At 60.4% G+C, this 12174-nt stretch carries 11 protein-coding genes; 9 read left to right on the top strand and 2 right to left on the bottom strand.

Annotated features, from left to right (window positions below; translation table 11 throughout):
• Positions 1–82 precede the first annotated feature (82 nt).
• The 4 genes from msrA (at position 83) to Q4Q11_RS28165 (ending at position 3026) form a co-directional block, all read left to right on the top strand.
• Positions 83–835 (top strand): peptide-methionine (S)-S-oxide reductase MsrA, encoded by a 753-nt coding sequence (gene msrA, locus Q4Q11_RS28180; RefSeq protein WP_498571533.1) that lies wholly within the window; start codon positions 83–85, stop codon positions 833–835.
• A gap of 155 nt (positions 836–990) precedes the next feature.
• Positions 991–1530, top strand: a complete 540-nt coding sequence (locus Q4Q11_RS28175) for a sigma-70 family RNA polymerase sigma factor (protein WP_112502601.1) — start codon at positions 991–993, stop codon at positions 1528–1530.
• Positions 1517–2287 carry an anti-sigma factor family protein gene (locus Q4Q11_RS28170; protein ID WP_112502604.1) on the top strand — a complete coding sequence of 257 codons (771 nt, stop codon included), beginning with the start codon at positions 1517–1519 and terminating at the stop codon, positions 2285–2287. Before Q4Q11_RS28175 ends, Q4Q11_RS28170 begins: the two co-directional genes overlap by 14 nt.
• Before the next feature lie 22 nt (positions 2288–2309).
• A complete protein-coding gene (locus Q4Q11_RS28165) occupies positions 2310–3026 on the top strand; it encodes a Bax inhibitor-1/YccA family protein (RefSeq protein ID WP_112502606.1) in 717 nt (238 codons plus the stop codon).
• Positions 3027–3426: 400 nt separating this feature from the next.
• Here the strand turns inward: Q4Q11_RS28165 and dgoD are convergent, their stop codons facing one another.
• Both dgoD and Q4Q11_RS28155 read right to left on the bottom strand, forming a co-directional pair.
• The gene (gene dgoD, locus Q4Q11_RS28160) at positions 3427–4575 is read right to left on the bottom strand and encodes a galactonate dehydratase (protein ID WP_112502608.1); all 1149 of its coding nucleotides are present in this window, start codon (positions 4573–4575) and stop codon (positions 3427–3429) included.
• Positions 4576–4600: 25 nt separating this feature from the next.
• Positions 4601–5398, bottom strand: a complete 798-nt coding sequence (locus Q4Q11_RS28155) for a FadR/GntR family transcriptional regulator (RefSeq protein ID WP_112502611.1) — start codon at positions 5396–5398, stop codon at positions 4601–4603.
• Between the two features lie 353 nt (positions 5399–5751).
• On the opposite strand from Q4Q11_RS28155, the gene Q4Q11_RS28150 reads away from it, so the two are divergent.
• The 5 genes from Q4Q11_RS28150 (at position 5752) to Q4Q11_RS28130 (ending at position 12005) form a co-directional block, all read left to right on the top strand.
• Positions 5752–6183 (top strand): OsmC family protein, encoded by a 432-nt coding sequence (locus Q4Q11_RS28150; protein WP_104824404.1) that lies wholly within the window; start codon positions 5752–5754, stop codon positions 6181–6183.
• Between the two features lie 118 nt (positions 6184–6301).
• A complete protein-coding gene (locus Q4Q11_RS28145) occupies positions 6302–6781 on the top strand; it encodes a hypothetical protein (protein WP_498571532.1) in 480 nt (159 codons plus the stop codon).
• 230 nt (positions 6782–7011) lie between these two features.
• A complete protein-coding gene (locus Q4Q11_RS28140; RefSeq protein WP_498571534.1) occupies positions 7012–7620 on the top strand; it encodes a TetR/AcrR family transcriptional regulator in 609 nt (202 codons plus the stop codon).
• 58 nt (positions 7621–7678) lie between these two features.
• Positions 7679–8827 (top strand): efflux RND transporter periplasmic adaptor subunit, encoded by a 1149-nt coding sequence (locus Q4Q11_RS28135; protein ID WP_113216531.1) that lies wholly within the window; start codon positions 7679–7681, stop codon positions 8825–8827.
• A 22-nt stretch (positions 8828–8849) separates the two neighbouring features.
• Positions 8850–12005, top strand: a complete 3156-nt coding sequence (locus tag Q4Q11_RS28130; RefSeq protein ID WP_498571531.1) for an efflux RND transporter permease subunit — start codon at positions 8850–8852, stop codon at positions 12003–12005.
• The last annotated feature ends 169 nt before the right edge of the window (positions 12006–12174 follow it).

The raw sequence follows: 12174 nt of genomic DNA, 5'->3' as shown, positions 1-12174 counted from the left end.
CCGGTCAAACCACATCCGAACCCAGGGAAAGGCCACCGGTTGAAGGTGTTCTACCCCTTGTGTTCTTTCATTGGAGAGTGTCATGAAGACTTTATCGACAGATATGATCCGCATCGGTTCAGCGCGGGTCGCGCGTTTTGCCGGCCTCACTGCAGCCGCCGTGCTGCTCGGCGCTGTTGCGCTGCAATTTGCCGGTCGCGCATCGGCCGAGGACGCGCGCATCATTCCGCCGCCGAACATGGACGAAAAGGCCGTTGCCCCCAGCACGGAAACGGCGGTGCTTGCCGGCGGCTGTTTCTGGGGCGTCCAGGGCGTCTTTCAGCACGTCAACGGCGTCATCAGCGCCACGTCCGGCTATACGGGCGGCAGCAAGGATGCCGCTCACTATGAAATGGTAAGCTCGGGCGAGACAGGCCACGCCGAATCCGTTCGTATCGTCTTCGATCCGCACAAGATCAGCTATGGGCACTTGCTGCAGATCTATTTCTCGGTCGCGCACGATCCGACGGAACTGAACTATCAGGGGCCGGATACCGGCACGCAATATCGTTCGGCCATCTTCCCGACCAGCCAGTCGCAGGCCGATATTGCCCGCGCCTATATCGACCAGCTCAACCATGCCGAGGTCTTCGATGCGGCTGTTGTCACCAAAATCGAACCTGCGCGGCAATTTTATGCCGCCGAGGATTATCATCAGGATTTCCTGACGACGCATCCGAGCTATCCGTATATCGTCATCAACGATCTGCCGAAGATCAAGAACTTGCAGCATCTCTTTCCTAAGGATTATCGCGCCGACCCGGTTCTGGTGACGGCGAGCGCCGGCGTGAAATAATCGCCGACACGATCAAGATCAATCTGCGGGAATCGCTCGGCGAAACGGACCTGCCGCCGCTGCCGCAGCCCAAGGATTCCTGCTGATGTAAAAAATCGGCAAAAATATTCGCGGGGCGATGGAATAGAATCCGGCGTGCTTCCGTATATAGGTGTATGGAACGCAAAGGACGCACATTCGATGTTTTGGGGCAGCTCGGTTCGCTGAGACGATACGCCCGCTCGCTCGTGCGCAACGCGGACGAGGCCGAGGATCTGGTGCATGACGCGCTGGTCAAGGCCTTTGAGCGCAAGGCATCTTTCAGGCGCGACGGCAATCTGCGCACCTGGCTGTTGTCGATCCTGCACAATGTGCATATCGACCGGCTGCGCCAGAAGAAGTCGCTGAACCGTCGCCATGAAGAGGCGGCGGCCGAGCTCGAGACGGCATTGCCGGCATCGCAGGACCATACGGTGCGTTTGACCCAGGTTCGCGAAGCATTCTTCAGTTTGCCCGAAGAGCAGCGCGAGGCGCTTCATCTCGTGGCGATCGAAGATCTCTCCTATCAGGAGGCGGCGGCTGCGCTCGGCATTCCTGTCGGTACTCTGATGTCCCGCATTGCGCGGGCGCGGACAAGCCTGCGCAATTTCGAGGAGGTCACCTCCAGGGTTTCACATCTGCGGCTTATCGACGGAGGCGGCAATGAAAATCGTTGATCCGATTATCGATGCCGATCTCGATGCCTATGTCGATGGCGAGCTCACCCTTGCGCGCCGCGTCGAGGTGGAATCCTATCTCTCCGAGCATCCCGAGATTGCGGCCAAGGTGATGGCCGACATGAGCATTCGCGGCGAGTTGCGCATGGCGCTGGCCGGAGAAGCTCATGTGGTTCGGGCAGAAACGCGGGAGGCCGCGCGGCGGCTGGAGCGCGGGCTGGTCTATGGGCGCATGCTCGGCTCTTTCCAGCGCGTTGCCGCCATTGCCGTGCTGGTAGGGTCGGGATGGGTGGCTCATACATCTTTCGGCGCCTTTACGGCGAGCGAGGTCAGTGCGTCCACACGGCCGCCGGCTTTTATCGACGACGCAGTGCGCGCCTATCGGACGACGGCCGTGCGCGAGGAGATCAAGCCGCAATCGGCGTCTGCGAATTACAATCCGGATCAAATCCGCGCGTCTACGGCAATCATCTTGCCGCAGCTGCCGAGCGATTGGCGCGTCACCGATGCGCAGATCTATCCGTCCGAATTCGGTCCGAGTGTCGAAATGATGGTCGATGCCGGCAAGGATGGGCATTTGTCACTATTCGCCGTCCGTCCGGGCACGTTCGCCGTCAAGGATGTCAGTCACATCAAGCGTGACGATGTCCAGGCTGCCTACTGGCAGATCGGCGAAGTCGCCTATGCACTGATCGGTAACGGCCAGGCGGGTCAACTCGACGGCGATGCCGAAAAGCTCGCCCGCAGCCTGTACTAATTCGAGTTAAAGGAGAACGACCATGAACCCGACCAATCCGCGATACGGCTACGGAGCCGGCGCAGGCTCGCAGGCGCTCTTCGACGAAGGGCTGCGCCGCCACATGCTGCGCGTCTACAACTATATGGGCGTCGGCCTTGTCGTGACGGGTATCGTCGCGCTGATCGTCGGCACGACGCCGGCACTTTACGTGCCGATCTTCCAGAGCCCGCTGAAGTGGGTGGTCATGCTGGCGCCGCTTGCCTTCGTATTCTTCTTCTCGTTCCGCATCCAGTCGATGTCGGCCAGCACGGCGCAGATGATGTTCTGGGCCTTCTGTGCGGTCATGGGCCTGTCGCTGGCTTCAGTCTTCCTGGTTTTCACCGGCACGAGCATCGCGCGCACCTTCTTCATCGCCGCGACCATGTTCGGCGCGACCAGCCTCTACGGCTATACGACGAAGCGCGATCTTTCCAACATCGGCTCGTTCCTGATGATGGGCCTGTTCGGCGTGATCATCGCCAGCATCGTCAATATCTTCCTGGGTTCGAGCGCCCTGCAGTTCGCCATCTCGGTCATCGGTATCGTCGTCTTCGTCGGCCTGACCGCCTGGGATACCCAGAACATCAAGGAGCAGTATGCCGAAAACTACGATCAGGAATCGCAGCAGAAGCTCGCCGTCTTCGGTGCCCTGTCGCTCTACCTGAACTTCGTCAACATCTTCCAGCTGCTGCTGAACTTCACCGGCGAGCGGGAGTAGTTTGAAATTGCCTGCTTGAGCATGGTCTGCGCTAAAGGGCACTCCACGCCTTTGGTGATCATGCTCCGGTAATGCGTCTCCCTGGGGGCTTGTTGAGACGCATGACGCGCCTGCAGTATCTGCGCCGATACTGCAGGCGCAACTTTTTTTTAGGAATGGGAAACCGGCCCAAGGCACTACATCGGGAGCTTCGCCGCACCGCTGAGGGGTGGCGAGGCCGAGTTGATGAAGGGAGGCCGATTTCGCAGCCATCTTCGCCGCCGAGCGGCAAAGGGGAAAGGTGCCGGACTAAGAAGAGCACTGGTCAAAGAAAAGGCCCGGTAGCGCATATCTGCTGCAACCGGGCCTTCAATCACTTTTGGATGTCAGGCCCCTCGTCCGTCAGGAGAGCGCCATGATCCTACCACTCGGCGACGCTACCGTCCTCGTGGCGCCATACGGGGTTGCGCCAGCGGTGGCCTTCCTTGGCGCGTTCGATGACATAGGCTTCGTCGACTTCGATGCCGAGGCCCGGACCCTGCGGGATCGAGACGAAACCGTCGGCATAGTGGAACACTTCCTTGTTGGAAATGTAGTCGAGAATGTCGTTGCCCTTGTTGTAGTGGATGCCGAGGCTCTGCTCCTGAATGAAGGCATTGTAGCTGACAGCATCGACCTGCAGGCAGGCGGCAAGTGCGATAGGCCCAAGCGGGCAATGCGGCGCCAGCGCCACGTCATAGGCTTCGGCCATGGCCGCGATCTTGCGGCATTCGGTGATGCCGCCGGCATGGGAGAGATCGGGCTGGAGAATGTCAACATAGCCGTCCGACAGCACCGACTTGAAATCCCAGCGCGAATAGAGCCGTTCGCCAAGCGCAATCGGCGTCGAACAATGGTTGGCGATTTCCTTCAGAGCCTCGCGGTTTTCCGACAGGACCGGCTCTTCGATGAAGAGCAGCTTATAGGGCTCCAGCTCCTTTGCGAGCACCTTGGCCATCGGCCGGTGGACGCGGCCGTGGAAATCGACGCCGATGCCAATATAGGGGCCGATCGCCTCGCGGATGGTGGCGATGGTCTCGACGGCCTTCTCCACCTTGTCATAGGTGTCAACGATCTGCATTTCCTCGCAGCCGTTGAGCTTGATGGCCTTGAAGCCGCGGGCAACGACCTCCTTGGCATTGTTGGCGACGTCGGACGGACGATCGCCGCCGATCCAGGAGTAAACCTTGATCTTGTCGCGCACCTGGCCGCCTAGCAGCGAATGGATCGGCTGGCCGAGTGCCTTGCCCTTGATGTCCCAGAGCGCCTGGTCGATGCCGGCAAGCGCCGACATGTGGACGGCGCCGCCGCGATAGAAGCCGGCGCGGTACATGACGTTCCAGTGATCTTCGATCAAGAACGGATCCTTGCCGATCAGATAATCTTCCAGTTCGTGCACGGCGGCCTGCACCGTGAGCGCGCGACCCTCGACCACGGGCTCGCCCCAGCCGACGATGCCTTCGTCGGTCTCGATCTTCAGGAACAGCCAGCGCGGGGGAACGATATAGGTCGTCAGCTTGGTGATTTTCATGGGAATGATTCCGTTTGGCTTTGAGTTATGTCAGCGGCGAAGCCGCAGATCTCCGGGTTTCGGGATTCGTTTTCCGGCTTTTGTCCGGCCGTCGTTCGACGGCGAGATCGCGGGCGGCAAGATCGAGCATGCGATGGGCGCAGGCGCGGGCGGCATCGCGGTCGCGCAGGCGCAGCGCCTCGACAAGTTCGCCGTGAACGGCGATCGCCTCGTCGCGGCTATCGGCTGCGACGTTGGAGGCGTGCAGCGCATATTTGAGGCCGGCATGCATGGCGCTGGACAGGCGCTGGAACACCTGATTGTGGCTGGCGCCGAGCAGCACCTTGTGGAAGGTCACGTCGGCCTCGGTAAAGCTCTCCGGGTCATCGCCGCTGTCGCGCATCTGCTGCCATGCGTTCTCCAGATCGGCAATCTCGCGCGCCGTGGCGCGCTCCGCCGCATATTCTGCGGCAGCAGGTTCTATGGTGCGGCGGGCCTCAAGAATGGAGCCGAGAATGTCGAAATCGGCGATATGGGGACCCATCCATTCGAGCACATCCTGATCGAGAATGTTCCAATCGTCCTTGTCGCAGACGCTGGTGCCGATACGCGGCTTGCCGCGCACCAGCCCTTTCGATTCCAGCACTTTGAGGGATTCGCGGATAACCGTGCGGCTGACGCCATAAATTTCGCAGAGATCGTTTTCGCGCGGCAGGGTCGAGCCGGAGGCATAGCGTTCGGCGCAGATGTCTTCGGCGATCGCGGCTGTCACGTTTCTGCGCACGCGCGGACGGCGCGCGGGCTGAGCCGATAAGTCGTGCCCCTGTCTTTCGAGCGATTCCACCCTATCTCCTCCACACCGTTTCGCATGCTTTCCCGAATACCTCTCGACGAGAGACGGGCGGGTCTTCCCTGCGGGCGATGCCTAGCCGCGTTTCGCGACTGCATGGATGTAATGATACGGCAATCATCATACATTGGCAATATGCTTGTATGATGATTTAGAGTTCTATTCGCGAGCAATCCGCGGCGCAGTGCTTTTCAGGATCGACGCTGCATCTGTTATGGCGGCGTCGTCTTCGACGTATAGAAGGACTACGATGCCCGCGCGGGTGGCGCCAATACCGCTTGCGATCGGTAATCCCGGGGAGGCGGCGATTCTGCTCCCATATTTCATTCAACAACAAGGAGGACGACATGCAGATCAATCGTACAGGTTCGGCTCAATGGTCCGGCGGTTTGAAGGACGGCAAGGGTCAGATCTCGACACAGAGCGGCGCGCTCAATCATTATCCTTACGGTTTCGCCAGCCGCTTCGAGGGCGTTCCCGGCACCAATCCGGAGGAGCTGATCGGCGCAGCCCATGCGGGTTGCTTCACGATGGCGCTGTCGCTGATCCTGAATGAAGCAGGCTTTACCGCCGAAAGCATGGAGACAACGGCCAAGGTTACGCTTGAAAGCGTCGAAGGCGGATTTGCCATCACCGCGATCCATCTGACGCTGACGGGCAAGGTTCCCGGCGCCGACGAGGCAACTTTCACCGAACTCGCCAACAAGGCCAAGGCGGGTTGCCCTGTGTCTAAGGCGCTTGCTTCCGTACCGATCTCTCTGGAAGTTCACGCCGCGTAAGCGGCAATTTCAGATCCCGCGTCGCGCTGGTTGGCGCGGCGCGTTTGGTGTATGGTTGCACACTTGCGGCTTTGCGCTGTCATTTTCACTGAAATGCAGTGCATAAGAGGAGGGGCGAATGTCTGGAATTCTCTTAATTCATGTCGTCATAAGCTTGATTGCCATCATCAGTGGCGTCGTCGTCGCCCAGGGATTTCTCACGGGCAACCGTCATAATCGATCGACGCTCGTCTATATGCTGACCACCGTTCTCACCAGTCTAACGGGATTTCTGTTCCCGTTTCACGGCGTCACGCCTGCGATCATCGTCGGCACTGTCTGTCTTCTCATCTTCATCCCGACGGCGCTGGCGCGCTACGGGTTTCATCTTGCCGGCATCTGGCGTCCCGTCTTCGTGATCGGCGCCCTGGTGCTGCTCTTCTTCAACTGTCTCGTATTGATCGTTCAGTCGTTCCAGAAGATACCGGTGCTCAATGCGCTGGCGCCGAATGGCAACGAGCCGCCGATATTGGTCGCGCAAGCGGTGTTGCTGCTGGTGATCGTGTTCGTCGGCTTTTTCAGCCTTCGCCGTTTTCGTCCGGCGCTCGTCGGCGTCTGAGCAGGCAACTTTCGCTGCTGCGACAAAATGCCGGATACTTTCGCTGCGTTCCGCGAGGAACGTTGTCGATGATTTAACTCTTGTTTCAAGTTGTTCGGCGCAATCTCAGTTTATTCAATAGCATCTGAAAACCGCCTGCAGTTGCAGGCGGTTTTCTTGACATCGGCGCTCTAATGGTTTACGAGTGACGAAAATTGAAAATCGTCACTCGTAAACCATTAGGCCTGCTCATGCTCGATCTTTCCGATGTCAGCGTCGATCCCGCCCGTCAGGAAAACATAACGCGCATTCTCGATTCCGCCGAAAAGCTGTTTCGCCACTATGGCTACAGCAAGACGAACGTCGCCGATATCGCGCGGGATCTCGGCATGTCGACGGCGAATATCTATCGTTTCTTCGGTTCCAAGACGGAAATCCATCAGGCCATTTGCGGGCGCATGCTCGGGCAGAGCTATCAGATGGCCCTCTCCATCCGCAATCAGCCCATCAGCGCCGCCGACCGGCTGCGGGCCTATATCATGGCCCAATACAAAATGACGATGGAGGCCATGCTGGACGAGCAGAAGGTCCACGAGATGGTCGTCGTCGCCATAGAGCGTGATTGGCACGTCATCGAAAAACACATCGATCGTATCCACGATCTGATCGCCGAGATCATTGCCGAGGGCATTGCCGCCGGTGAGTTCTACGCGCAGGACCCCTATGTCGCGTCCAAATGCTTCGGCGCGGCGACCATCAATCTCTGTCATCCGCAGATGGTGGCCCAGTGCCTCGCCAAGACAAATCGGGCCGAGCCCGAAGATCTTATCGAGTTCGCCATCAGAGCCTTGAAGAAATAGCAATGCGCTCCGGACGCCCGGCGTGTTTCCACTCATTGTTCGATTTTAGGAGAGCGACATGGTTTCGCTGACGACCAACACCCTACGGGCCATCGCCGGCGTGGCTTTCTTTGCCGCCTTGGGGCTTGGGCTTTCGGGCTGCAACGAGAAAAAGGAAGAGGCGGCGGAGGTGATCCGGCCGGTGAAGGTGGTCGAGATTGCCCAGGCGGATACGACGCGCAAGCTCGATTATTCCGGCGCCGTGCGCGCGCGGACGGAAATGAATCTCGGCTTCCGGGTCAATGGCAAGATCGTCGAGCGCAAGGTGGATATCGGCCAGAGGGTGAAGCCCGGCGACGTGCTCGCCCGCATGGACCCGACCGATTATGTCCTTGCGGTGCGCCGTTCGCAGGCCGATCTGGATTCGGCGGAAAAGCAGGTGCAGACGACGGAGCTTGCCCGCAATCGCGCGCAGACGCTGTTCGCCAAGAACGTCACCTCCAAGTCGCAGCTCGAACAGGCCGAACTTTCTTATGAGCAAGCCGTTTCGACGCGGGATTCTGCGGCCTCGGCGCTGACCGAAGCCAAGAACCAGGTTGCCTATGCCGAGCTGACGTCGGATATGAACGGTATCGTCACGACCATCAACGCCGATGTCGGCCAAGTGGTCAGTTCCGGCACGCCTGTCATCACCGTTGCCGTCGATGGCGAAAAGGAAGTGCAGGTTGCCGTGCCGGAAATGGACATCGCCCAATTCAAGGTCGGCAAGGATGTCAAGGCGCGCTTCTGGTCCGACTCGGCGCTGGTGCTCGACGGCAAGGTGCGCGAAGTCTCCGGCAGCGCCGATCAGTCGCGCACCTTTGCGGTGCGCGTGAGCCTGCCGAACGATCCGCGCGTGCTGCTCGGCATGACCGCGACGATCGAGGCGCTTGCCGGCAACACCCAACCCTATGTTTCCATCCCGTTGAGCGCGCTGGCGCAGAAGGACGGACAGAAGATCGTCTGGCTCGTCGATCGCAGCGCCGGCACAGTTCATTCCCGCGCCATCAAGGTTGCCGATTTCGCCGATGACGGAATCAGGGTCGCCGATGGTCTTAAGGCCGGCGATGTCGTCGTTGCCGCCGGCACGCAGTTCATGACCGAGAACATGAAGGTCAAGCTTCCGGCTGCATCAGCCCAGCAGGCCTCCGCTGAAACCAAAGCCGCTTCGGCGGATATCGTACGCTGACCCGGATCGAGGGGACGACATCATGTCCATCAACAGCACTTCCGGCGAGAGGAAACGGTTCAATCTGTCGCGTTGGGCGATCGCCCATCCCAGCATTGCGCGTTTCCTGTTCGGGCTCATCATCATCGCCGGCGCGCTCGGTCTTACCCATATGGGCCAGAAGGAAGACCCGGATTTCACCTTCCGCGTCATGGTCGTGCAGACCGTGTGGCCAGGCGCCTCCCTGCAGGACATGGAAGACCAGGTGGTCAACAAGATCGAGCGCAAGCTTCAGGAGACGCCGCATCTCGATTGGGTCAAATCCTATACCCGTGCCGGCTTCGCCATCACAACCGTCCAGATCAAGGGCAACACCAACACTGCCGAGGTGAAGGACGCCTTCTACCAGATCCGCAAGAAAGTCGGCGATATCGGCAACGAGCTGCCGTCCGGCCTGCTCGGTCCTTATTTCAACGATGAATTCGGCGATACCTTCATTACGCTGCATTCGATCAGCGGCGACGGCTACAGCTATCCGGAACTGAAGAAGTTCGCCATCCAGGCGCGCGACATGCTGCTTTCGACGCCCGGCGTCGAGAAGGCGACCATTATCGGCGACCAGGCGGAGCAGATCTATATCGATGTCTCCTCCAAGGTTCTGGCCGAGCGCGGGCTGACGCTCAACGACCTGAAGAACGCCATCGTCGGCCAGAACAATGTCGATCCGGCTGGCACGGTCGACACCAGCACGCGCTCGGTGCGCATTTCGGTCGGGGGCGATGTCAACAAGGTTGAAGATATCAAGAATCTGCGGCTCAAAGCCGGCGGCCAGGTGACGCGCCTTGGCGACATCGCCACAGTCACCGCCGGGTTGCAGGACCCCTATACCGCCAAGTTCCTTTATAACGGCCATCCGAGCGTGCAGCTCGGCGTCGTCATGGCCAATGGTTTCAAGGTGACCGATGTCGGCAAGTCGGTGGAAGAAACCTACAAGCGCTTCGAGGCTTCCCTGCCGGTTGGCGTTCAGGTCGATCAGATTTCAAACCAGCCTGATGTCGTGACCGACGCGATCAGCGAGTTCATGCATGCGCTCGGCGAAGCTCTCATCATCGTGCTGATCGTCTCGTTCCTGTCGATCGGCTGGCGCTCCGGCCTGGTGATCGCCATCGCCATTCCGCTGGTGCTGGCGGCGACCTTCGCCATCATGTACGAATTCGGCATCGACCTGCAGCGCATCTCGCTCGGCGCGCTCATCATCGCGCTCGGCCTGCTGGTCGACGACGCCATGATCGTGGTCGAGCTCATGGAGCGCAAGCTGGAAGAGGGGCTGGTGAAACTCGATGCCGCGAGCTTCGCCTATTCCTCGACCGCCTTCCCGATGCTGACGGGCACGCTGATCACCACGGCCGGCTTCATTCCGGTGGGCTTTGCGGCATCGACGGCCGGCGAATACGTCCGTACCTTGTTCTACGTCGTCGGAATCGCGCTCGTGGTCTCCTGGTTCGTGGCCGTCTACTTCACGCCATGGCTCGGCTATATGATCCTCAAGCAGCGGCACCATGCCGGCGAGCATCATGACGTGTTCGACACGCGCTTTTATCGCCGCCTGCGGACCTCCGTTACCTGGGCCGTGCGTCACCGCGTGATCGTGCTGCTTCTGACGCTCGCCGCCTTCGTCGGCAGTCTGTGGTCGTTCCAGTTCATTCCGCAGAACTTCTTCCCGCAGTCGTCGCGTCCGGAAATCCTCGTCGATCTATGGCTGCCTGAGGGCACCAGCATCAAGGAAGTCGAGCGCCAGGCCCAGGCCTTGGAAGCCCGCATGGCCGACGATCCGGACAAGCGCTTCATCGCGACCTATGTCGGCCAGGGCGCGCCGCGCTTCTTCCTGCCGCTCGATCAGCAGCTCACCAACCCGAACTATGCCCAGATGCTGGTCATGGCCAAGGATGAGCCGGCCCGCGAGCGTCTGATCGCCAAGATGCGCGGTATATTGGCTTCGGACTTCCCATCCGTCCGCGGCAAGGTCGACCGCCTGTTCCTCGGTCCGCCCACCGGCTGGCCCGTACAGCTGCGCGTCATGGGTCCCGACCGGCAGGAGGTTCGCCGTATTGCCGACGAGGTGAAGCAGCGCTTTACCCAAAATCCGTTGCTCGGCGCCATCCATGACGACTGGCTCGAACCGGTGCCGGCTATGAAGCTGGTGATCGATCAGGACCGTGCCCGGGCTCTCGGCGTCACCTCGCAGCGCATCCGCCAGATGCTGCAGGCCTCGATGTCCGGCTTCACGCTCGACAATTATCGCGAGGGTGAGGAAACCGTCGGGATCGTTGCCCGCGAGCCGGAGGCAAGCCGCCACCTGCTGACCTCCGTGAACTCGGTCTATATTCCCACAGACTCCGGTGGGTTCGTGCCGCTGTCGCAGGTCGCCAAGATCGTGCCCGTCATGGAGCAGAGCATCGAATGGCGCCGTGACCGTCTGCCGACCATCTCAGTGCGGGCAACCTTGCCCGACAATGTGCAGTCGAACGACGTGACGGCCAAGCTCTACAACGACATGGCTGATCTGAGGAACAGCCTGCCGGCCGGCTACAAGATCGAAATCCAGGGCGGTGCCGAAGACAGCGCCGAAAGCCAGGCCTCGATCGCTGCCAAGGCGCCGATCATGCTCGTCATTATCGTCGTGCTCCTGATGGCGCAGCTGCAGCATTTCGGCAAGGCGATGCTGGTGCTGGCCACCGGCCCGCTCGGCATCATCGGCGCGGCCGGTGCCCTCCTGATCAGCGGTGCGCCCTTCGGCTTCGTTGCGATCCTCGGTGTCATCGCGCTGCTCGGTATCATCATCCGCAACTCGATCATTCTCGTCGATCAGATCGACCAGGATATCGCGGCGGGGATGGACCGTAAGGAGGCGATCATCGGTTCGGCCGTGCGGCGTTTCCGTCCGATCATGCTGACGGCACTGACGGCCGTGCTCGCCCTGATCCCGATCTCGCGCGGCGTCTTCTGGGGGCCACTCGCCTACGCCATGATGGGCGGCATTCTGGTCGCGACCGTGCTGACGATCTTCGTGCTGCCAGCCGGCTATGCCCTGTTCTTCGGCCGCGAACCGAAGAGGAAATCGGAGCAGCCGCCGGCCAAGGAGCAGGCCGGCGAGGAGCAGGATGCGATCCGCCTGCCGCCGGCAGTGGCGGCGGAGTAGGGCACCTGAAAACAAACCCCGGCTTTCAGGCCGGGGTTTTTCGTTCGAACTGATTGGAGTATCTCCGCCGCAAACGGAACTGCGGCAATGTCCTAGAGCGGATCATTGCTTATCGGAATCGGTTTGGGATTGAACTAAGCCGCTGATCGCGGCGACTTGCGGCGGCCTT

Source organism: Rhizobium sp. UFLA01-1127, assembly GCF_059803845.1.
Note: the sequence above shows the minus strand (reverse complement) of the source record. Positions and strands in the feature narration are given on the sequence as shown.

What these genes read in the sequence shown, in the direction of transcription:
- msrA (WP_498571533.1), top strand. Translation starts at nt 83, where the DNA reads ATGAAGACTTTATCGACAGATATGATCCGCATCGGTTCAGCGCGGGTC.
- Q4Q11_RS28175 (WP_112502601.1), top strand. Translation starts at nt 991, where the DNA reads ATGGAACGCAAAGGACGCACATTCGATGTTTTGGGGCAGCTCGGTTCG.
- Q4Q11_RS28170 (WP_112502604.1), top strand. Translation starts at nt 1,517, where the DNA reads ATGAAAATCGTTGATCCGATTATCGATGCCGATCTCGATGCCTATGTC.
- Q4Q11_RS28165 (WP_112502606.1), top strand. Translation starts at nt 2,310, where the DNA reads ATGAACCCGACCAATCCGCGATACGGCTACGGAGCCGGCGCAGGCTCG.
- dgoD (WP_112502608.1), bottom strand. Translation starts at nt 4,575, where the DNA reads ATGAAAATCACCAAGCTGACGACCTATATCGTTCCCCCGCGCTGGCTG.
- Q4Q11_RS28150 (WP_104824404.1), top strand. Translation starts at nt 5,752, where the DNA reads ATGCAGATCAATCGTACAGGTTCGGCTCAATGGTCCGGCGGTTTGAAG.
- Q4Q11_RS28145 (WP_498571532.1), top strand. Translation starts at nt 6,302, where the DNA reads ATGTCTGGAATTCTCTTAATTCATGTCGTCATAAGCTTGATTGCCATC.
- Q4Q11_RS28140 (WP_498571534.1), top strand. Translation starts at nt 7,012, where the DNA reads ATGCTCGATCTTTCCGATGTCAGCGTCGATCCCGCCCGTCAGGAAAAC.
- Q4Q11_RS28135 (WP_113216531.1), top strand. Translation starts at nt 7,679, where the DNA reads ATGGTTTCGCTGACGACCAACACCCTACGGGCCATCGCCGGCGTGGCT.
- Q4Q11_RS28130 (WP_498571531.1), top strand. Translation starts at nt 8,850, where the DNA reads ATGTCCATCAACAGCACTTCCGGCGAGAGGAAACGGTTCAATCTGTCG.